19 protein-coding genes, 1 tRNA gene and 1 pseudogene are annotated in these 21,067 nt (G+C 64.6%); 6 read left to right on the top strand and 15 right to left on the bottom strand.

Annotated features, from left to right (window positions below):
- Positions 1-23: 23 nt before the first annotated feature.
- Together CNE_RS01395 and CNE_RS01390 are read right to left on the bottom strand one after the other, a co-directional pair.
- A complete protein-coding gene (locus CNE_RS01395) occupies positions 24-1,541 on the bottom strand; it encodes a CoA-acylating methylmalonate-semialdehyde dehydrogenase (RefSeq protein ID WP_013955367.1) in 1,518 nt (505 codons plus the stop codon).
- Between the two features lie 109 nt (positions 1,542-1,650).
- Complete coding sequence (locus CNE_RS01390) at positions 1,651-2,982, bottom strand: aspartate aminotransferase family protein (protein WP_013955366.1); 1,332 nt, start codon at positions 2,980-2,982, stop codon at positions 1,651-1,653.
- A gap of 329 nt (positions 2,983-3,311) precedes the next feature.
- On the opposite strand from CNE_RS01390, the gene CNE_RS01385 reads away from it, so the two are divergent.
- Positions 3,312-4,772 (top strand): aminotransferase-like domain-containing protein, encoded by a 1,461-nt coding sequence (locus CNE_RS01385; RefSeq protein WP_013955365.1) that lies wholly within the window; start codon positions 3,312-3,314, stop codon positions 4,770-4,772.
- A gap of 379 nt (positions 4,773-5,151) precedes the next feature.
- On the top strand, positions 5,152-6,141 hold the full coding sequence (gene dmeF / locus CNE_RS01380) for a CDF family Co(II)/Ni(II) efflux transporter DmeF (RefSeq protein WP_013955364.1): 990 nt from the start codon (positions 5,152-5,154) through the stop codon (positions 6,139-6,141).
- A gap of 24 nt (positions 6,142-6,165) precedes the next feature.
- Here the strand turns inward: dmeF and CNE_RS01375 are convergent, their stop codons facing one another.
- The 4 genes from CNE_RS01375 to CNE_RS01360 form a co-directional block, all read right to left on the bottom strand.
- Positions 6,166-6,609: a GNAT family N-acetyltransferase gene (locus CNE_RS01375; RefSeq protein ID WP_013955363.1), complete on the bottom strand. Its 444-nt coding sequence runs from the start codon at positions 6,607-6,609 to the stop codon at positions 6,166-6,168.
- A 319-nt stretch (positions 6,610-6,928) separates the two neighbouring features.
- Positions 6,929-7,003: transfer RNA gene (locus CNE_RS01370), tRNA-Cys, on the bottom strand.
- A gap of 86 nt (positions 7,004-7,089) precedes the next feature.
- The gene (gene bfr / locus CNE_RS01365) at positions 7,090-7,557 is read right to left on the bottom strand and encodes a bacterioferritin (RefSeq protein ID WP_013955362.1); all 468 of its coding nucleotides are present in this window, start codon (positions 7,555-7,557) and stop codon (positions 7,090-7,092) included.
- Positions 7,558-7,851: 294 nt separating this feature from the next.
- Complete coding sequence (locus CNE_RS01360) at positions 7,852-8,844, bottom strand: Bug family tripartite tricarboxylate transporter substrate binding protein (RefSeq protein WP_013955361.1); 993 nt, start codon at positions 8,842-8,844, stop codon at positions 7,852-7,854.
- A gap of 118 nt (positions 8,845-8,962) precedes the next feature.
- Here CNE_RS01360 and CNE_RS01355 point away from each other — a divergent pair, with 118 nt between their 5' ends.
- Positions 8,963-9,904, top strand: a complete 942-nt coding sequence (locus CNE_RS01355; RefSeq protein ID WP_013955360.1) for a LysR family transcriptional regulator — start codon at positions 8,963-8,965, stop codon at positions 9,902-9,904.
- Positions 9,905-10,133: 229 nt separating this feature from the next.
- On the top strand, positions 10,134-11,507 hold the full coding sequence (locus tag CNE_RS01350) for an IS4 family transposase (protein WP_041227699.1): 1,374 nt from the start codon (positions 10,134-10,136) through the stop codon (positions 11,505-11,507).
- A gap of 70 nt (positions 11,508-11,577) precedes the next feature.
- Here the strand turns inward: CNE_RS01350 and tnpA are convergent.
- Positions 11,578-11,877: pseudogene (gene tnpA / locus CNE_RS01345) on the bottom strand (IS200/IS605 family transposase); the annotation flags it as partial.
- A gap of 54 nt (positions 11,878-11,931) precedes the next feature.
- Between tnpA and CNE_RS01340 the strand changes: the two are divergent.
- Complete coding sequence (locus CNE_RS01340) at positions 11,932-13,092, top strand: RNA-guided endonuclease InsQ/TnpB family protein (RefSeq protein WP_049800573.1); 1,161 nt, start codon at positions 11,932-11,934, stop codon at positions 13,090-13,092.
- Here the strand turns inward: CNE_RS01340 and CNE_RS41965 are convergent, their stop codons facing one another.
- Positions 13,093-13,731: an MFS transporter gene (locus CNE_RS41965; RefSeq protein ID WP_049800540.1), complete on the bottom strand. Its 639-nt coding sequence runs from the start codon at positions 13,729-13,731 to the stop codon at positions 13,093-13,095. It abuts the gene before it with no gap.
- A complete protein-coding gene (locus CNE_RS41960) occupies positions 13,653-14,453 on the bottom strand; it encodes an MFS transporter (protein ID WP_049800539.1) in 801 nt (266 codons plus the stop codon). Before CNE_RS41960 ends, CNE_RS41965 begins: the two co-directional genes overlap by 79 nt.
- A gap of 186 nt (positions 14,454-14,639) precedes the next feature.
- Here CNE_RS41960 and CNE_RS01330 point away from each other — a divergent pair, with 186 nt between their 5' ends.
- Positions 14,640-15,275, top strand: a complete 636-nt coding sequence (locus CNE_RS01330; RefSeq protein WP_013955356.1) for a TetR/AcrR family transcriptional regulator — start codon at positions 14,640-14,642, stop codon at positions 15,273-15,275.
- Between the two features lie 48 nt (positions 15,276-15,323).
- Here the strand turns inward: CNE_RS01330 and CNE_RS01325 are convergent, their stop codons facing one another.
- The 6 genes from CNE_RS01325 to glmS all read right to left on the bottom strand — a co-directional run bounded on the left by CNE_RS01325 (position 15,324) and on the right by glmS (position 21,008).
- Complete coding sequence (locus tag CNE_RS01325) at positions 15,324-15,698, bottom strand: MerR family DNA-binding protein (protein WP_238553074.1); 375 nt, start codon at positions 15,696-15,698, stop codon at positions 15,324-15,326.
- A 295-nt stretch (positions 15,699-15,993) separates the two neighbouring features.
- Positions 15,994-16,431 (bottom strand): prolipoprotein diacylglyceryl transferase, encoded by a 438-nt coding sequence (locus tag CNE_RS01320; RefSeq protein ID WP_013955354.1) that lies wholly within the window; start codon positions 16,429-16,431, stop codon positions 15,994-15,996.
- Positions 16,432-16,677: 246 nt separating this feature from the next.
- On the bottom strand, positions 16,678-16,950 hold the full coding sequence (locus CNE_RS01315; protein WP_041227697.1) for a pentapeptide MXKDX repeat protein: 273 nt from the start codon (positions 16,948-16,950) through the stop codon (positions 16,678-16,680).
- Between the two features lie 64 nt (positions 16,951-17,014).
- Positions 17,015-17,788 carry a molybdopterin-dependent oxidoreductase gene (locus CNE_RS01310; protein WP_013955352.1) on the bottom strand — a complete coding sequence of 258 codons (774 nt, stop codon included), beginning with the start codon at positions 17,786-17,788 and terminating at the stop codon, positions 17,015-17,017.
- A 21-nt stretch (positions 17,789-17,809) separates the two neighbouring features.
- Positions 17,810-18,439 carry a cytochrome b/b6 domain-containing protein gene (locus tag CNE_RS01305; RefSeq protein WP_013955351.1) on the bottom strand — a complete coding sequence of 210 codons (630 nt, stop codon included), beginning with the start codon at positions 18,437-18,439 and terminating at the stop codon, positions 17,810-17,812.
- 730 nt (positions 18,440-19,169) lie between these two features.
- Positions 19,170-21,008 (bottom strand): glutamine--fructose-6-phosphate transaminase (isomerizing), encoded by a 1,839-nt coding sequence (gene glmS, locus CNE_RS01300; RefSeq protein WP_013955350.1) that lies wholly within the window; start codon positions 21,006-21,008, stop codon positions 19,170-19,172.
- Positions 21,009-21,067: the final 59 nt, after the last annotated feature.

The raw sequence follows: 21,067 nt of genomic DNA, 5'->3' as shown, positions 1-21,067 counted from the left end.
TCCCCGCCAATAGGCACAACAAACTACTTAGCCACCGGCATGGTGAACTCAGCGCCCTTGGCGATCGAATCCGGCCAACGCTGCATCACGCTCTTGTAGCGCGTATAGAAGCGCACGCCCTCTTCGCCATAGGCATGGTGGTCACCGAACAGCGAGCGCTTCCACCCGCCAAACGAGTGCCAGGCCATCGGCACCGGGATCGGCACATTGATGCCGACCATGCCCACCTGGATCTGCCGCGCAAACGCACGCGCAATGCCGCCGTCGCTGGTGTAGCACGACACGCCGTTGCCGTACTCGTGCGCATTGATCAGCGACACCGCTTCGGCAAAGTCATGCACACGCACTACCGACAGCACCGGGCCGAAGATCTCTTCCTTGTAGATCGTCATGTCGGGCTTGACGTTGTCGAACAGCGTGCCGCCGACATAGAAGCCGTTCTCATGGCCATCGACCTTGTGACCGCGGCCATCGGTGACCAGCGTCGCGCCCTCTTGCACACCCTTGGCAATATAGCCTTCGACCTTGGCCTTGTGCGCACCGGTCACCAGCGGGCCCATCTCGGCATCGGACTCCATGCCGTTGCGGATCTTCAGCGTGCGCGCGCGTTCCGCGAGGCGCGGCACCAGCTTGTCGGCGACATCGCCCACCGCTACGGCGACCGAGATCGCCATGCAGCGTTCGCCGGCAGAACCATACGCGGCACCGATCAGCGCATCGACCGCCTGGTCGAGATCGGCATCCGGCATCACCACCAGGTGGTTCTTGGCGCCGCCCAAGGCCTGCACGCGCTTGCCGTGCTTGGTCCCTTCCGTATAGATGTACTCGGCGATCGGCGTCGAGCCGACGAACGACAGCGCCTGGACGTCTGGATGCGCGAGCAGCGCGTCCACGGCTTCCTTGTCGCCCTGCACGACATTGAACACGCCATCGGGCAATCCCGCCTGGCGCAGCAGATCGGCAATCAGCAGGCTCGGCGACGGATCGCGCTCCGACGGCTTCAACACGAAGGTATTGCCGCAGGCGATTGCCACCGGGAACATCCACATCGGCACCATCACCGGGAAGTTGAACGGCGTGATGCCGGCCACCACGCCCAGCGGCTGGCGCAGGTTCCAGTTGTCGATGCCGCCGCCGATGTTGTCGGTGAAATCGGTCTTGAGCAGGTTGGGGATGCCGCAGGCGAATTCCACCACCTCGATGCCGCGCGTGACTTCGCCCTTCGCATCCGAGAACACCTTGCCATGCTCGCGCGTGATCAGCGCGGCCAGGTCATCGTGGTGCTGGTCGAGCAGTTCCTTGAACTTGAACAGGATGCGCGCGCGGCGCAGCGGCGGCGTGTCGGCCCAGGCGGGGAACGCGGCCTGGGCGGCGGCGACGGCATCGGCCACGTCCTGCGTGGTCCCTAGCGCCACGCGCGCTGCGACCTCGCCGGTGGCGGGGTTGAATACGTCCGCATGGCGCTGGCCGCCGGCGCGGCGCACGGCGCCGCCGATGAAATGGTGGATCTCGGCAAGTTGCCGGTTTTCTGCGATGCTCACTTGGGATTTCCTTCGATTGCCGCGGCACGCAAGTCAGCGCGCGCCCCGGCGTGCAGTCAGGGAGGCCGGACCCGCAGGTCCGGCGGCAATGCGATGCGGCGCGCGCCGCTTACTTGATGTCCTGCAGTGCCTTCTTCACCGTATCGAACAGTTCGCCGATCTGGGCTTCAGAGATGATCAGCGGCGGCGAGAACGCCAGGATGTCGCCGGTGTAGCGCACCAGCACGCCGAGCTCCAGGCACTTCAGGAAGGCCTCATACGCGCGCGCGCCGGGCTGGCCGGGACGCGGCTCCAGCTCGATGCCGGCGACCAGGCCGTAGTTGCGGATGTCCTTCACGTGCGGCGCGCTGCGTACGCCGTGCACCGCGGCTTCGAACACCGGCGCCAGTTCGGCGGCGCGGCCGAACAGGTTTTCGCGCTGGTACAGGTCGAGGGTGGCGATGGCGGCAGCCGCGGCCAGCGGGTGGCCGGAGTAGGTGTAGCCATGCAGCAGCTCGATCGCGCCCGGCGCGGCCGAATTGACCACGGTGTCATGCACTTCGCGGCGCACGGCGACGGCGCCCATCGGCACCGCGGCGTTGTTGATCGCCTTGGCCATGGTGATCAGGTCCGGCGTGACCTTGAAGCGCTCCGCCGCGGTGGCGGCGCCCAGGCGGCCGAAGGCGGTGATGACCTCGTCGAAGATCAGCAGGATGCCGTGCTTGCTGGTGATTTCACGCAGCTTTTCCAGGTAGCCGACCGGCGGCACCAGCACGCCGGCGGAGCCGGCCAGCGGCTCGACGATCACGGCGGCAACGTTGGACGGGTCGTGCAGCGCCAGGATGCGCTCCAGCTCATCGGCCAGGTGCGCGCCCCATTGCGGCTGGCCCTTGGAGAAGGCTGCCTCGGCGATATTCAGCGTGGCCGGCAGGTGGTCGGTGCCCGGCATCAGGTTGGCCGAGAACGCCCTGCGGTTGGGGCCAATGCCGCCCACCGCCATGCCGCCGAAGCCCACGCCGTGGTAGCCGCGCTCGCGGCCGATAAAACGCGTGCGCTGGCCTTCGCCGCGTGCACGGTGGTAGGCCAGCGCGATCTTCAGCGCGGTGTCGACCGACTCCGAGCCCGAGTTGGTGAAGAAGATGCGATCCAGGCCCTGCGGCATGATCGAGGCCACCTTGGTGGCGGCCTCGAACGACAGCGGATGGCCCATCTGGAACGGCGGCGCATAGTCCAGCGTGGCGGCCTGGCGCGCTACGGCCTCGGAGATTTCCTTGCGGCAGTGGCCGGCGGCCACGCACCACAGGCCGGCACAACCGTCCATGATCTGGCGGCCGTCGTGGGTGGTGTAGTACATGCCGCTGGCCGACGCCAGCAGGCGCGGCGCCGCCTTGTACTGGCGGTTAGCGGTGAAGGGCATCCACAGGGCATCGAGATCGGGAATCACGGTCTTGGCGGCGTCCATACGTCCTCCTAGGGGGAATCGGGTCGGATTGGCGGGTAGCACGCTGGCGGTCAGCGCGTCGGCAATGAGGGCCACTCTACCGGCGGCGCCTGGCCGACAAAATATACAGTCCGGACAAGGCTGCCTTACCGTGCAGTTTGAACATGCCAAACCGTACAGGCAAGCGCCATCGGGGTGCCGCCAGCCCGCCCCCGTGCCACGACCCGCCCTGGACTGCTGGGTGACATCCCACGCTGCACTGCGGCAAATTTCGCTTTGCGGAAAGCCACCGCAGCCTGGCCTGCCTCCAGCCGCTAAACTGTACAGGTTCACGCCTGCCTGAGTGCCTGATGCTGACCCTGAACCTGACCCGCAGCCGCCGCGACGGCGACACCCTGACCGAGCAGATCGTTGCCGGCATCGCCGCACTGGTTGAGCAGCGCGCGCTGCGCGCCGGCACCGCCCTGCCCTCGGTGCGCCGCTTTGCGCAGCACCACCACGTCAGCACCTTCACCGTGGCCGAGGCCTACGGCCGGCTGACCGCGCTGGGCTACCTGGCAGCGCGCCCGGGCTCGGGCTATACCGTGGCGCACCGCCATGCCCCCGCCGGGCGCGCGCGCGCGCCGCACTGGGAGGCGCCGGGTCTGAACGCGGCGTGGCTGCTGTCGGATGTGTTCGCCGACCACTCGGTGCCGATCAAGGCTGGCGCTGGCTGGCTGCCCGGCGACTGGCTCAACGAGGAAGGGCTGCACCAGGCCATGCGCGCCTCGGCGCGCGTGCCGGCGGCGCAGCTGTCGGGCTACGGCCATCCCTACGGCTTTGCGCCGCTGCGCGAGCATATCGCCGCAGGCCTGGGCCAGTACGGCATCCCGCTGCAGGCGCAGCAGGTGGTACTGACGCAGGGCGCCACGCAGGCGCTGGACCTGGTGGTGCGCACGCTGCTGCGTGCCGGCGATACGGTGCTGGTGGAATCGCCCTGCTACTGCAACCTCTTGCAGATCCTGCGGCTGGCGGGGCTGCGCGTGGTGGGCGTGCCGCGCTCGGCGGCGGGGCTCGATACCGATGCGCTGGACGATGCCATCCGCGCCCACGCCCCGCGCGCGCTCTTTATCAATACCGTGCTGCAGAACCCGACCGGCGCCAGCCTGAGCAGTATGAACGCCTTCCGCGTGCTGCAGCTGGCCGAGCAGCACCGGCTGCTGGTGGTGGAGGACGATATCTACCGCGAGCTGGCGCCGGCCGGCTCGCCGATGCTGGCGGCCATGGACGGGCTGTCGCAGGTGGTCTATATCAATGGCTTTTCCAAGACCATCACGCCGTCGCTGCGGGTCGGCTATCTGGCCGCCAGCCCCGACCTGGCCAAGGCCTTCGCGCGCACCAAGATGGCGGTCGGCCTGACCTCATCGGAAGTCACCGAGCGGCTGGTCTACTCGGTGCTGACCAGCGGCCACTACGGCCGCCACGTGGCGGCGCTGGCCGAGCGGCTGCGCGCGCAGCAGGATCGCGTCACGGAAAAGATGGAAACCCACGGGCTGGAGGTGCTGCTGCGCCCGGAGGGCGGGATGTTCGCCTGGGCGCGCCTGAACGAGGCGGCACAGGCGCGGCTGCAGGCCAGCCGCCGTGGCGAGCCGCTGCACGGCAACCGGCTGGCCACGCTGGCGCTGGAGCATGGCATCTGGCTGGCGCCAGGGTCGTATTTCGAGCCGGACGAGACCGATTCGCCGTGGATCCGCTTCAACGTGGCCACCGGCGATGCGCCACAGCTGTGGCAATTCTTCGACCGGCTGGCACAGGCGCCGCGCGCGGCCTAGCATCCGCGCAGGACGCAGGGGTCAGCTCCAGAGGCGCTCGACAAACCAGCCCGCGGTGGCGCAGAGGCCCAGCCAGGCGGTCAGGCAGATAGCGATAAATCGATAACTCATCTCGGAATGGACAACAAAATCGTTAAGGCAGTGTGAATTCTTCGCTGGATCATACATCCGTTCATGAATGTATGTAAGGCTCGCATGGAATTCCCGCGGACAATCAAGGGCTATTTGTATCGCGGGGAGCACACAAAATACGCGCCAGCTGTCCCTGCAACCGTCAGGGACGCGGCCGCCGAAGCGCCGGGGCTCTGCTACCCTTGTGACTGCATTACCCCACGCAGGGTGAGGATTTCACCTCTCAAGCGCTCAGCAGAACCCGACCATGCATAGCCACGACTTGTCCGCCTGGACCCACAGCCACGCCTTCGACGCCGGCAACCGCGCCGCCGAACGCGGCACGCGCCTGGTGATGGCAATCACCGCCGCCACCATGGTGGTGGAGATCGCCGCCGGCCTTTGGTTCAACTCGATGGCGCTGCTGGCCGATGGCTGGCACATGAGCTCGCACGCCCTGGCCATCGGCCTGTCGGCCGTCGCTTATGCCGCCGCGCGCCGCTACGCCGGCGACCGGCGCTTTGCCTTCGGCACGTGGAAAATCGAAGTGCTGGCCGGCTTTGCCAGCGCGGTGTTCCTGCTAGGCATCGCGGCGCTGATGGCGGCCGGCTCGGTCGAGCGGCTGTTCAGCCCGCAGGCCATCCACTACCGCGAGGCCATGGCCGTGACCGCGCTCGGCCTGCTGGTCAACCTGGGCTGCGCGCTGATCCTTGGCGGCCATGCGCACGGGCACGACCACGGGCACGACCATGGCCACCATCACCACGGCCATGACCATGATCACGGCCACGGCCACCACCACGACATCAACCTGCGCGCCGCCTACATGCATGTGCTGGCCGACGCCGCGACCTCGGTGCTGGCGCTTGTCGCGCTGGCCGGCGGCTGGTGGCTGGGCTGGGCGTGGCTGGATCCGGTGATGGGCCTGGTGGGCGCCGCGCTGGTCGGCAGGTGGGCCGTCGGCCTGCTGCGCCAGAGCGGCACCGTGCTGCTGGACCGCGAGATGGACCACCCGGTGGTGGAAGAAGTGCGCGAGATGCTGGCGGGCCTGGACCCTGCCTACGCCAACGGCGAGGAGCGCACCCGCGTGACCGACCTGCATGTGTGGCGCGTGGGCCGGCAGCAGTTTGCCTGCATCGCCTGCCTGGTCACGCACGATCCGGTGCTGACCCCGCAGCGCGTGCGCGAGGCACTATCCGTGCATGAGGAACTGGTGCACGTAACGGTGGAGATCAGCCGCTGCGACGGCGCGCACTGAGGCGTGCCATCGGTGCTTGCGGGTTCAGTCCAGCTCGCACCACATGCATAGCGGCGGTGTATCGGTATGGCGGTGGAATTCGCTCGATGACATGACCTCGGCCGGCAGCTTCGCGGCCGGCACCAGCGTAAAACCGTAGCGCGCGAAATAGCTCGGGCAGCTTGAGGCCAGCAGCACCGCGCGCCGCGCGCCATTGGCGCGCGCGCGCATCAGCGCGGCGCGCACCACATGCGTGGCCACACCCTGGTCGCGGTGTTCCGGCAATACGGCAACACTGCGGATCACCACGGTCTCGCCGAAACGCTCGCCGGCAGCGCAGCCAATGATCTGCGCGCCAAGGATGGCAACGTGGAAGTGCTCGAGCAAGCGGGCCACATCGTCCACGGGCAGGCCGCAGCGTTCCAGCACGCTGCCCACGGCTGGCGCGTCCGAGGGCACGGCCGCCCGGATCCGCAAGTCTTTGATCATCTGGAGCCTCTCTTTTTCACATCACCTCGCGACGGGGACACCATGGAAGCCCGGACATGGTTGTGCCGCCATCCGGCGGCACGGGTTGCACGCAGGCCATGTGGCCTATCAGGCAACATTACCTGATTCGGTGGCATTGTTCTATTGGGGAAGTAACGGAACAGCGAGGCCGAAATGGCCCGAGCCATCGCGGGCATTACGCGCGCCACGGCATGGCTGCCGTGCATGGCGGGTCACTGTGACAGGCGCATGAAAATCGGGGAAATTGCGCGGGCGCGCGCAAGACTGCCCGGCAACATGTGCCGGGCAAAGAAAAAACTGGAGGCGGGGATACGGAATCGAACCGTCGTGTACGGCTTTGCAGGCCGTTGCATCACCACTCTGCCACCCCGCCGCTGACGCCGCGTCTGTGCGACGCTACGTGCTGCGGGCCGCAGTGTAGCGGGAAATGGAAATCTTTGCAGGAGACGGTACCGGACCCTAGCCCATCGCGGACTGGATGTAGTTCTGCAGCCCGACCTTGTTCACCAGCTCCAGCTGCGCCTCGAGCCAGTCGATATGTTCCTCGGTGTCGGCCAGGATATCGACCACGATCTCGCGCGAGACATAATCGCCGACCGATTCGAAAAACTTGATCGCTTCCTTGCAGCTGGCCTGCGACACCTGTTCGAGCTTCAGGTCGCAGCCGAGCATCTCCTCGGTGTTCTCGCCGAGCAGCAGCTTGTCCAGGTCCTGCAGGTTGGGCAGGCCATCGAGCAACAGGATGCGCTCGATCAGCTTGTCCGCGTGCTTCATTTCCTCGATCGATTCCTCGTACTCGTGCTTGCCCAGCGCACCGAGCCCCCAATGCCGGTACATGCGGGCATGCAGGAAATACTGGTTGATCGCGGTCAACTCATGGCGGAGCTGGCCATTGAGCAACTGGATCACCTTTTTGTCGCTTTTCATGACTGCCCCCAACGACCCCTCAAAACCGATGGACCCACTCTCATTTTCGTAATCACGAAAACCCCGCAGTGATAATCCCGCCGCGCATTTCATGGTAGTCCGGCAAGAGCGGACATCAAGCAAATTCGGCCTTGCTGCAGCATTTTCGCCGGGTTTTCACGCGCCATTGCAGATGCGAATACCAATGGTTTCCATTCGATTTCCAAAAGCGCATCGCGCGGCATTGTGCAAATAGAAAAGCGGGCGCACACGGCAATTGCCGCACCGCCCGCCATCGGAAACCAGTCGTGTAAATCAGTCGAGCTTCGCGCCCGAATCCGCCACCAGCGTCTTCAGCACCGGCCAGTCGCGCGCATACAGCGCCTGCGCCTCGGCCGGCGAGCTGCCCACCGTGCGCAGCCCCAGCGCGACCAGTCGCTCCTGCATGTCGGGCGCCTGCAGGATGGCGCGCACTTCGCCTTCAAGCCTGGCGAGAATCGGCGCGGGCACGCCCACCGGCGCCACCAGGCCGATCCAGCCGACGGTCTTGAAGGCGCTGTCCTGCATGCCGGACTCAGCGAAGGTAGGCATGTCAGGCAATGCGCTGCTGCGCTGCGTGCCGGTCACCGCCAGCGCCTTGAGCTTGCCACTCTGGATATAGGGCTTGGCGGTCAGGATGCTGGCAAAACCGAACTGCACCTGCCCGCCCAGCAGGTCCTGCATCATCGGCGCCTCGCCCTTGTAGGGCACGTGCGTGGCCTGGCCGTGCACCAGCTTGCTGTAGTAGGCGCCGCTCAGGTGCGACAGCGAACCCACGCCCCACGAGGCATAGCTGAGCTTGCCTGGCCGGCTGCGCGCGTATTCGCCCAGTTCACGCACGGTGCGTGCCGGCACCGACGGATGGGCCACCAGCACCAGCTGCGCATCGGCCAGCACGCTGATCATGGTCAGGTCCTTGCGCGGGTCGTAGGGCAGTTTCTGGTACAGGAACTGGTTGGTCAGCACCGACTGCGTCAGGGTCATCAACAGCGTGTAGCCATCCGGCGCGGCCTTGGCCACGGCGTCGGTGCCGATGATGCCCGAGGCGCCCGCCTTGTTGTCCACCACCACGGGCTGGCCCAGGCGCTTGCTGAGCTTTTCGCCCATGGCACGGGCGATGGTGTCGGTGCCGCCGCCGGCCACATAAGGCACCACGATGCGGATCGGTTTGGCGGGATAGGTCTGTGCCGCGGCGGGCAGGGCCAGGCTGAGCGAAAACCCGCCAATCAGCCCGCCAGCGGCCAGCGCGAGCCATGCGCGTCGGTTCATGTCGTCTCCAGGTCGTCTTTATGGTTTTGGAGGACAACGTTAGCGGGCTTGAGAAATTACGTCCAATGCAATATTTTTCAGTTTTTGATGCAGAATTGGTTAATTTACTGGAGCTGACGTGGGGCTAAGGCAGCTGCATCACTTCGTCACGCTGGTCGAGCAAGGCAGTTTTGCCCGTGCCGCCAGCGCCCTGCACCTGTCGCAGCCGGCGCTGACGCGCAGCATCCAGGCGCTGGAAGCGGACCTGGGGCCGCTGATCGACCGCAGCTACGGCAAGGTGCGGCCAACCGCCGCCGGCATGCTGGCGCTCGAACGCGCGCGCCGCATGCTGCGCGAACAGCGCGAGTTGCGGCGCGACCTGCAACTGCTGGAGGAAGTAGAGATCGGCACGATCCGTGCGGGCTTCGGGCCGTTTGCGGCATCGTTCCTGCTCGATCCCGTGCTCGAGGCGCTGGTGCGGCGCTACCCGCATCTGCGCATCGACCTGGAGACCGCCGACACGCCGGCCATGCGGCGTTCGCTCGAAGCGGAACGCCTCGATGTCTTTGTCGGCGAAAGCCGCAGCCTGGCGGAACAGGGACACCTGCAGATTGACCGGCTGCCGGCGCTGGAAACGGCATTCTTCGTGCGCAGCGGGCATCCGCTGGCGCGGCAGCGCGAAGTCACCCTGGCTGAGCTGCGCGCCTATCCGGTGGCCGGGACCCGGCTGCCGGCGCATGTCCTGCGCTTCTTCCGGCAGGCACTGCATGAAGCCCGCGGTGGCAGCGGCCCGGTCTCCGAGGACGCGCCCGGGCTGATGACCGTCACCTGCAACGACATGCACGCGCTGCGCTCGCTGCTGCTGGCCGTCGATGCCGTGGCGCTGGTGCCCGTGGCGATGATGGCCGACGCCTGCGCGCAAGGCATGGCCGTGGCCCTGCCGATGCACCCGCCAACCGAGCTGAGGGCGCAGTATGGGATCGTGTCGCTGGCCGGGCGCTCACCGTCGCCGGCCATGCGCGCATTCGCGGCGCTGGTGCACGAAGCGGTGGCGCAAGCCAGCGGCGGTGCCGGGCCGTAGGCCCGGGTCATCGCCCGGGCGTTCGGGATTCAGCCAGCAGCCACCGCGGGCTGCCCCGCTTCGACACGCGACGGCAGGTGCGCGGCCAGCCGGCGGCGCGAGCGCTCGGGGTTGACCAGGTGCGCGGCAAGCCTCGGCCTTTAGGCCTGAGGATTACCCACAAATCCGGTTGTAAACTGGATTGAGCGGTGTTAACTTTCGCCCATCCTATTTATGTTGTTGCAGCGGATTGGCGATCAGAGACGACACGGCAGACTGGGCTAGCGAAGAATTCGCAGAGGCGAGTCTCGGCGATGCTCGCCTGTCGCAGCGACTGGTCGCGCTGGCCCGGCAGCTGGCCATCAGTCCACACACTTCGCTCCCCCAGGCCCTGTCACCAGCTGAACTGAAGGCGGCCTACCGCTTCTTCGATAACGATCAGGTCGATACCAACGTCGTGCTGGCGCCGCATATTGCACAGACGTTGCACCGCATGGAACAGTTGCCAGTGGTGCTGGCAATACAGGATACGACCGAATTCAATCTGACGCACCTGCACGCCACAGAGGGCTTAGGTCGCTGTACCGGTGGCAATGAGCGTGGTTTCCTGATGCACAGCCTGCTGGCAGTCAGTCCAGAGGGGCTGCCGCTTGGGGTGCTGGGCATGAAGACGTGGACACGCGCTGAAGCAACCAAAGGTAGTGCGGCGCAGCGCAAGTCCCGACCCGTCCACGAGAAAGAAAGCGCTAAGTGGATCGAGGGTCTTGCCCATCTGTCTGCGCTGAAGTCGCGCTGTGCACAGACCCAACTGGTAGGGATCGGAGATCGCGAAAGCGATGTGTATGAACTGTTTGCTGCCGAGCGACCAGACGGAGTGGACTGGCTGGTGCGCGCAGCATGGAATCGCTGTGCCCGCCATCCCCAGCGCTATCTCTGGCAAGCGGTATTGGACACCCCTGCGGCAGGTTACACCGAGTTGCTGATTCCGGCCAGAGGTGCACGCACCCTACGCACGGCCCGCCTGACGCTGCGATACGCGCCCGTTCGCCTGCAACCACCTCAGACGCGGGCTGGCTTGCCCGAGCAGAATGTCTTCGCTGTGCATGTCATCGAGGACGAACCGCCCGCCGGTATCGAGCCGCTCGAATGGATGCTACTCAGTTCGGTGCCCACGCACTCGCCTGAGCAGGCTCTTGAGCGGCTTCAGTGGTATGCGCGGCGCTGGACCATCGAGACCTGGCACCGTGTGCTCAAGAGTGGCTGCCGTATCGAGGCCCGCCAATTCGGTACACTGGAACGCTTCGTGCGGGCCACCTCCCTGTTTGCCGTAATCGCCTGGCGCATTCTGTACACGACTCTACTGGCTCGCCTTGATGGCGACTTGCCCTGCGAGGTAGTCCTTCAGCCCATCGAATGGCAGGCTCTGTATTGCCGCGTACACCGAACCACCCGGCCACCGGACAAAGTGCCATCGCTGAATCAGGCAGTACTGTGGATCGCCACGCTGGGTGGCTACCTGAATCGCCGCAGTGATCCTCCGCCCGGCGCCACGGTTATCTGGCGAGGCTTCTTCGTCCTCCACGAGATTACCGAAATGTTCCGCATCTTCAGTTCAGGTCCATAGGATGTGGGTAAAGCTCAGGCCTTTAGGCCGGGGAAGGATAGCGCGGACGCCGTCGGCGTCCTTTCGGCGGCTAATGCGGCGTCTGTTGTTGCTCAATGTATTGGCGGATGATCTCGATGGGCGCACCGCCGCAGCTCCCTGCGAAGTAAGACGGCGACCACAGTGCACCGCCCCATAGCTTCTTGCTGATGCTCGGGTAGTTCTTCTTTCGGATCATACGGCTGGATACCCCTTTCAAGCTGTTTACCAGTGCGGACACCGCGACCTTTGGCGGGTAGTTCACAAGAAGGTGAACGTGATCGTCCTCCCCATCGAACTCCACCAGTTCAGCTTCGAAATCTGCGCAAACGCCGGTAAATATGTCGCGCAGGTCCTCTGCCGAATGTCATTGTCGTCGCTCGTAGGCCAAGAGTATGATTGGGCCATGCAGCGTCTTCAAGCATTCAAATACGAATTGATGCCGAACGGCGAGCAGCAGCGCAACATGCGCCGTTATGCCGGATCGTGCCGGTTCGTCTATAACAAGGCGCTGGCGTTGCAGAAACAGCGTTACGATCAAGGCGAAAAGAAGCTCAGCTATGCCGGTCTGTGTAAGCAACTCACGGAGTGGCGCAACAGCACGGAAACAGCATGGCTGGCCGATGCACCAGTCCATCCTCTTCAACAGACGCTCAAGGACTTGGAGCGGGCCTACACAAATTTCTTCGCAAAACGGGCCGACTTCCCGCGTTTCAAGAAGAAGGGTCTGGGCGACAGTTTCCGCTATCCCGACCAGAAGCAAATCAAGCTTGATCAGACCAACTCGCGTATCTTTTTGCCCAAGCTGGGCTGGCTGCGATACAGGAACAGCCGCGACGTACTCGGTGAGGTACGCAATGCCTGCGTCAGCCTGTCGGGCGGCAAGTGGTTTGTTTCGATCCAGACTGAGCGGAAGGTCGAGCGACCTGTGCCGAAAGCCACCAGCGCCATCGGCATCGACATGGGCATCGCTCGCTTTGCCACCATGAGCGATGGCACTTTCCTCGCGCCGCTCAACAGCTTTAGGAAGCACGAAGCCAGACTGCGCCGTGCGCAGCGGGCGATGAGCCGCAAGACGAAATTCAGCAACAACTGGAAGAAGTCCAAGGCCCGAATCCAGCGTATCCACGCACGCATCGGTAACGCCCGCCTCGACTACCTGCACAAAGCCACGACCACGATCAGCGAAAATCAAGCGATGGTGTGTATCGAGGACCTGAAGGTACGGAACATGTCCAAGTCAGCGGCCGGTTCAAGCGGGCAACCGGGCAAGAACGTCAGGGCCAAGTCCGGCCTGAACAAGGCCATCCTCGATCAGGGTTGGTACGAGTTCGGGCGTCAACTGGAATACAAGCTAGCGTGGAATGGCGGCTGGCTAATAGCTGTGCCGCCACAGCACACCAGTCGCACGTGCCCTTGCTGCGGGCATGTATCTGCCGAGAACCGGCAGAGCCAGGCGAGCTTCGCCTGTGTGGCATGCGGCTATGCGAATCACGCCGACGTGGTCGGCGCGATCAACATTTTGGCGCGGGGGCACCGCGTTGCAGCCTGTGGAGAGTCGGCGTAGTCAAGCCGCTCTACGAAGCAGGAACCCACCGAAGTGACTACGTAGAGCATCACGTAGCGCCGTAGGAATCCTCGCCCTTTCCGCCGTAAGGCGGCAGCCGAAGGCTGAGGACGGGGGGGATGTCAACACGTACAGCCCGGCCAGCGCCGCCGCCACCATGATCGCGCCGCACACGGCCAGGCCCAGCTCGAAACCGCGTGCCCCCGGAACGTTCTGCACCAGCACGCCTGTGACCAGCGGCGCCAGCACGCCGGCCAGCGACGACACCGATGCATCGATGGCGAGGATCGCACCGCGCTGCCCCGCCGGCACGACCTCGGCCAGCATCGCCGGGCCCAGCGAATAGATCGCCGGCGCGCACACGCAGGCCACTACCAGCAGGCCCACCCGCATGGCCGGCGTGGTGTCCGGCCACAGCAGCAACAGGAAGAAGCCGCCGGCCAGCAGCAGCATGCCGGCCGAGACCCGCCCGCGCGCAACCCGCGACGACACGCCGCGCGCCAGCAGCCGCTCAGAGAACCATGCAATGGCCAGCGTCAACGGCAGGTTGGTGCCGATGATCAGCGCGAACAGCTTGCCGCTGACGGCGTGGCCGAAGCCCAGCCCGCTCTGCAGGTAGGAGGGATCCAGGTCAGGCACAGCGCCAGGCCCCAGTATGCCGCCAGCCGCAGCGCGAAGCAGCCGAGCACCGTGGGATCGCTCAGCAATACGCGGTATGGCAGGCGCTGCGGCGCGCCGGCGGCCGCGGGGGCGTGGGGGGCGCCATGCCCCGCCGGGTGTTCGTCGAGCGTCCCTTCGCGCCCGAGCGTCAGCCAGGCCACGGCCCACAGCACACCCAGCGCCGCCAGCACGTAGAAGTTGGCGCGCCAGCCCCAATGCACGGCGACCGCCGGGATCAGAAAGCCCGCCAGCACGATGCCGATCCCGGCCCCCTGCGTCAGCACCGCCACGGGCAGGTTGCGCCGGCGGTCCGGAAACCACTTGTAGCAGGCGTGGATCGCCACCGGCGCAGCCGGCCCTTCCATGAAGCCCAGCAGGATGCGCGAGATGATCAGCACCGCCAGGCTGGACGACAGCGCCAGCGGGATCTGGCACAGCGACCATGCCAGCGCCATGCAGACCAGCAGCCGCGAGGTCGGCGTGCGGTTGGCAAGAAAGCCGCCCAGCACGCCGGACACCGCGAACAGCCAGAAGAAGCTGCTGCCGACCAGGCCGAACTGCGCCGGCGTCAGCCCCAGTTCATCCATCATCGGCGCGGCCAGCAGGCCCACCACCATCTTGTCCATGGCGTTGACCACCAGGAAGAAGAACAACAGCACTGCGGTCAACCACGCGCGGCGCGGCTGGTAGGACATGGTCATGCGAGGTCTCCCTAAGGGCGGACATCGGTCTCCGGGCGGCACCTGATAGGCACGGCGCCGCTCAATTCGTAATATGGATTACGTTTTCGGGCCAGTATGTTGGCCGGATACGGTTCACGACATCCGTAAAAACACGGACATGCCGGGGCGGGCCCAAGCCACGCCCCGCGGGGAGAAAGGGTCGTCATGGAAAACAAGCTGACCGGGCTGGAAGGCCACGCCGGCTATGCCGCACCGCGCTATTCGCGTGGCCTGCGCACCACGCTGCTGCTGCTGGAAGCCGGCCGCCGGCTGCTGCGCGAGCGCACGCTGGAACAGGTCTCGATCCAGGAAATCTGCGCGCACGCCGGCGTCACGACCGGCGCGTTCTACAGCCGCTTCGAAGGCAAGGAGAGCTATTTCAAGGCTTTGCAGGCCCTGGTGCTGACCACGCTGCGCAAGGCCATGGCCGAGCGCCTTGCGCAACTCGACACATGCCCGCCGACGCTGGAAGACGCCGTGTGCACGCTGGCGCGCGACAGCCGCATCTGGGCCTACCGCAATGCCGGGGTGCTGCGTGCCTCGCTGGTGGCCCGCGTCACCAGCGGCGAGGATCCGATCCGGCAGCTCAACCGGCAATACATGGACGACCTGGCTTCACGCCTGGCGCGGCTGCTCCCGGCGGGCGCCTCGCCGGAACTGGAACTGCGCATCCGCTTTGCGCACCAGGCCCTGGCCGGCACCCTGCTGTACGCGCTGATCAACCGCGACAGCACCTTTGCAATGTCGGACCGGCGGCTGGATATGGAGATGGCGCGGGCGTTCCTGCTGTACGTGGCATAACGGCCGGCCCTCGCCACGGAGCACGACGCACAAGGGCTTGAGCCGCGACTACTTTGGCCAATTGGCCTCACACAGGTTGGCAATGAGCGGGCACATGACCTCATCGCGATTGTCGCGGCATTGCCCAACAAGACTTCTCAACTCGGTCCGCAGCATCCGCAAATCGCGCAGCCGTTCCTCGACGACTTGCAGCGTTTGTTCGGCCAGCGCACGCGCAGTTCCGCATTTGCTGCCGTCGTTCAGTTGCAGCAGCGTACGAACCTCGTCCAGGGTGAACCCAAGTGCCTGGGCCCGGCGAATGAAATGATGCCACTGCAGGCTGTCCCCGGAATACTGACGAATGGCGCCATGCACGCGTTCGGATATCGACAGCATTCCGCATCGTTGGTAATAGCGAACCATTTCCACGCCAACGTTGGCCACCTTGGCCAACTACCCATTTATCAGGGTCGACTCCATCACTTGACTCCGTACTCAGAGGGCGATGCAGTGCCCTGCATACGGCGAAGGAATCATCGAAGACCGCGAACTCCGCCATGCAGTCGGCGAGCCCCGACGTCATGAATTGGCATGGGAAAGCCCCCAAACGTGACAAGCGCGGAGAGACCAGGCTGGCATTCCGGCTAACCTGCGCTCTCCGCAAAGCTCCTGCACTCAGGCTTCATCGCCACGGCTTTCGCCCTGGCAACGGCCCCTCGGTACGCCCGATAGGAGCAACTTACTGGTTCTTCGTCTTGTCCACGCTGGCCGCGGCCTTCGCGGCGTCGGGCTGCGCCACAGGCTTCGCCACATCCGCCTTGGCTTTCGCCGTGTCGGAATCATTCTTTGCGTCAGCCTTCGCCATACCAGCCTCGGTATGGGCGGCCTTCGTCTTGCTCGCATTGTGGTGGCTGCCCTTGGCGGCTGACTTACTGGCATCGGCCTTTACGTCAGCCTTCTCCTTATTGGTGCTGGCTTGGGCCTTTACTTCATGCGCGCCGGCACTCTTGTGGTTCTTGTCGGCCTTTGCCAGCGTGGCGCTCTTCTCCTTGACGACCTTCGCCTGGTCTTTCGACGCCCCGCCCTGCGGCTGAGTCGCGGAAGCTGGCACAGCAGTCTGCGCGAAAACGGTACCGACGAGGGCGGCGGAAGCGAGTGCAGCGAACAGCTTCTTCATGACGTGGACTCCTGGGAAAAATTCAGCAGCTCGGCGATGCGCCTTGCTTACCGGAACAAACGGTACGGTCGGCGTCCGAGTTGACCCACAAGTCGTGACAATCCGTAAGTTCTGCAACCAGCAATGAATCACGAGCCCATCAAACTCCACGAGCAATTTGCTGGCCGGAAACCTCAACCGCTGTCGGCCGGCGGATGTCGAGGCTTCCTTTCGCCTGATAGTCCACGGGATGGTGCGTACGACCTACTATTGCTTCGTGGCGTCCTTGCTCATGGAATCCTTTTCCATCGTACCTTTGCTCATGCCCTCCTTCTTTTCGTGGGGCTTCTTGGCGTGACTCTTGCTCATTTTTTCTTTTTTCATGTCCATATCGTCCTTCCCCATGGACTCTTTCGCCATGCTGCCGCTGGCACCCATGGCGCCCTTTCCCATCTCGTCCTTCTTCATCGCGTCCTGTGCCCATGCATGGCTGGCAAGCAACACCGCGGAGGAAAGCAGCAAAACCAGGCGCTTGTTCATGTTGTACCCCTTGATTGGATTGGTAAAGAGAGGCCGGCAGACTTGCCGGTCAGGTTTCGGGGGGTCAGGAGCCCCCAAACCAGTTGTATCCCTGGTCTTCCCAGTAACCGCCGGGATACTTGTTTGTGACGTAAATCGCGACAATGTGCTTCGGGTTCTTGTACCCAAGCTTGGTGGGCATGCGCAGCTTTATCGGAAACCCATACTTCGGCGGCAGGCGTTCGCCATCGTAGGTGAAAGTAAGCAAGGTCTGTGGATGCAGCGCAGTGGGCATGTCGATGCTTGTGTAGTAGTCATCGGCGCAGAGAAAGCCCACGTATTTTGCAGTGGTATCGGCTCCGACGCGCTGGAGAAAATCAGAGAAGCGCGTACCGCCCCACTTGCCGATGGCACTCCACCCCTCGACACAAATATGGCGAGTCACCTGCGCCGTCTGCGGTAACGCGTAGAGTTCTTCGAGGGTCCATGCCGTCCTGCGCGAGACCAAGCCACCGACTTCCAGTTGAAACGCGTTGGCATCTACCTCTGGTACATCAGCGAGGCCGTAGTAGGCATTGAAAGGAAACGGCCGCGTCAGCCTTGACTCGGGATAGGTCGGCGCCAGCCGGTTAGGGTCGAACAGCCAGCCCTGCACGCGGTCATTGAAGCGCGAAACTGCCATTAGAAAGGACTCAACCGACGGTTTGTCGGTAATGCTGCAGCCCGTCAGCAGTAGCAAGCCACCAAGCGTAATGGCACGCTTTCCGAACAGTCGGCGAGATGGCATGCTCAGCTCGCGCGTTGCATCGTGCAATATCAGCTTGCGGTCGAGCCTGACGATTTGCTCAGCTTTGCTCATGACCATTCTCCGCATCGAGAACTAGCGTCCGCGCAACATGATGATGAGTGTGCGTGGTACCAGCAACACCATCACCACATGGATGACAAGGAATAGCGCAATCGCGCTCATGCCGATGAAGTGCACCCAACGCGCAGCGTCGTAGCCTCCCATCAATACACGTAGCAAGGGAAATTGAACCGACTTCCAGATTGCAAGGCCAGACAGCACCGTCAGCACAATCACCACCACCACGCCCACATAGAAGAGCTTCTGGGCAGCGTTGTATTCGGCCAGATTGGGGTGCGCGAGCTTGCCACGCATGGCTGCTGCAATGTCACGCAGTGCCGCTGGGACGGAAAGCGGAAAGAAGCGCCGCCGGAAACGGCCCGTGACGATATTCATCACCAAATAGAACAGGCCATTGGCGACAAGGAGCCACATCGCCGCAAAATGCCACTGCAGGCCCCCGGCAAGCCAGCCGCCCAGAGTGATTGCATTGGGAAAGTGGAAGCCGAACAGCGGCGATGCGTTGTAGATGCGCCAGCCGCTAAGCATCATGATGAGCACAGCGATGAGATTCAGCCAGTGCGTGATGCGAACCCATGCAGGCTGGATGGACTGGCTGTGCGGCGCCAGCTTATCGGGCGGCACATGGTGGGCATTCTTCACTTGCTTTCTCCGACGCCAGGCGGCACATCGGTGACCGCCTTCTTCACCACGTTCGTCGTCCCAGACGCCGAGACCTTACAAGGTCAGTGCATGCTTGCCCTGCCACCCTAGGTTCCGCTGCTGGCGAATGCGGCAAACGACACTTGTCAGCTCAGGAAATCCACACCGGTTCGGCTTTTGAAATAAGAGCGACACGCACATTCACGATAGGAGCAAATCCCGGAGGAGGCAAAGCAGGCCTTCGCTCTCCGTCCGGCCCTGCATGGGGTGTATCGACCGTGGACGCGAAGCCCCGATCGGAGGAAGCAGAACCGACGTATTGGCGGCCCCGAAACTGAAGCCTCGCTCGCCCGCGGCCGGGCTGGAAGATTCCCGAACTCGTTCCATGCTGGTAGAGCCAGCGCCGCTGCTGTCAGGGAATGACCAGTCGGTTCCCGCCTTCGGAGGCTACCTTTGCGTTCGTATGTGGCTCAGGTCGAGAGGCAGTGCGAGGACGGCAAGTCGGAAAACTGCAAAGGTGAATTATCGCGGGGCGGATCTCAAAAAATCTGGGCTCCAACCCGGCCGGTTTGGCGTGCAAGGTGCCGCGCCGGCGATTCCGTTAGAAGCGCCCAATTCCGCCCCAGTCTTGGTTTCCGGGCAGTTCCGGGGCGGGGGTTGGGCAGATTTAACGCAGGTTTTGGCGACTTCTAATGGACAGGACCAACCATCTGACGATGGTAGGAGTGCCTTACTCCACCGTTACCGACTTCGCCAGGTTACGCGGCTTGTCCACGTCGGTGCCGCGGGCGCAGGCCGTGTGGTAGGCCAGCAGCTGCAGCGGCACAACATGCAGGATCGGCGAGAGATCGCCGTAGTGCTCGGGCAGGCGGATCACCTGGATGCCGTCGGACGACTGGATCTGGGTGTCGCTGTCGGCAAACACGTACAGGCGGCCACCGCGGGCGCGCACTTCCTGGATGTTGGACTTGAGCTTTTCCAGCAGTGCGTCGTTGGGGGCGACGGTGACTACCGGCATGGCTTCGGTGACCAGTGCCAGCGGGCCGTGCTTCAGTTCGCCCGCCGGGTAGGCCTCGGCGTGGATATAGGAGATTTCCTTGAGCTTGAGCGCGCCTTCCAGCGCGATCGGGTAATGCAGGCCGCGGCCGAGGAACAGTGCGTTCTCGCGGCGCGCGAAGTCTTCCGACCAGGCGATGATCTGCGGCTCCAGCGCCAGCACGCCATGCAGCGCGACGGGCAGGTGGCGCAGGTTGGTCAGGGCCTTGGCCTCGGCGTCTTCGGTCAGCAGGCCGCGCACCTTGGCCAGCGCCAGCGTCAGCATGTAGAGCGCGGCCAGCTGCGTGGTGAAGGCCTTGGTCGAGGCCACGCCGATCTCGGTGCCGGCGCGCGTCAGGAAGCGCAGCTCGGTCTCGCGCACCATGGCGCTGGTGGCCACATTGCAGACCGCCAGCGTGTGCACGTGGCCAAGCGCGCGCGCATGGCGCAGCGCGGCCATGGTGTCGGCGGTCTCGCCGGACTGCGAGATCACCACCACCAGCGCGCGCGGGTTGGGCACGGTTTCGCGGTAGCGGTATTCGCTGGCGACCTCGACCTGGGTCGGGATCCTGGCAATGCTCTCCAGCCAGTATTTGGCGGTGCAGCCGGAGTAGTAGCTGGTGCCGCAGGCCAGGATCAGCACGCTGTCGATGCCGGCAAAGACCTCGGCGGCGCCGCTGCCGAACAGCTCCGGCGAAATGCTTTCAATGCCTTCCAGCGTGTCGCCCAGCGCGCGCGGCTGCTCGAAGATCTCCTTCTGCATGAAGTGGCGGTACGGGCCCAGTTCCACCGATGCGGCGTGCGCTTCGACCACGCGCGCCTCGCGCTCGACCGGGTGGTCGTCGACGTCGTGGATGGTCACGCCGTCCAGCGTGATCTCGACCACATCGCCCTCTTCCAGGTAGATGATGCGGTTGGCGGTGCCGGCCACGGCCAGCGCGTCGGAGGCCAGGAAGGCCTCGTTCTCGCCCAGCGCCACCACCAGCGGCGAACCGGCGCGCGCGCCGACCACGCGGCCGGGCTGGTCCTTGGCGAACACGGCGATGGCGTAGGCGCCGTGCAGGCGCTTGGTCACCGCGCGCACCGAGGCGAACAGGTCGCCGCGCGTGGCACTGCTGGGATAGGTGTAGGCCTGGTGGATCAGGTGGGCGACCACCTCGCTATCGGTCTGCGATTCAAAGCCGTAGCCGACCGCGCGCAGTTCTTCGCGCAACGGCTCGTAGTTCTCGATGATGCCGTTGTGCACCAGCGCGATGGTCTCGCCCGACAGGTGCGGGTGGGCGTTGACGGTATCGGGCTTGCCATGCGTGGCCCAGCGCGTATGCGCCACGCCGGTGAAGCCCGACAGGCCGGAAGCCTGCGTCTGCGCGTCCAGGTCGGCCACGCGCGACACGGTGCGCGCGCGCTCGACCGCATCGTCGCGCACGACGGCGACGCCGCACGAGTCATAACCGCGATACTCCAGGCGGCGCAACCCTTCGATCAGGACCGGAACGATATTGCGCGTGGAAACCGCGCCGACGATGCCACACATGCTGAACCCCCGTTTGCTGGCGCCTGCCCGTAGACCTCAGGCGCCGGTATGAATCCTGT

This window comes from Cupriavidus necator N-1, assembly GCF_000219215.1.
In the GTDB taxonomy this organism is placed as follows: domain Bacteria; phylum Pseudomonadota; class Gammaproteobacteria; order Burkholderiales; family Burkholderiaceae; genus Cupriavidus; species Cupriavidus necator.
This window is presented reverse-complemented; position numbering and strand designations above follow the sequence as displayed.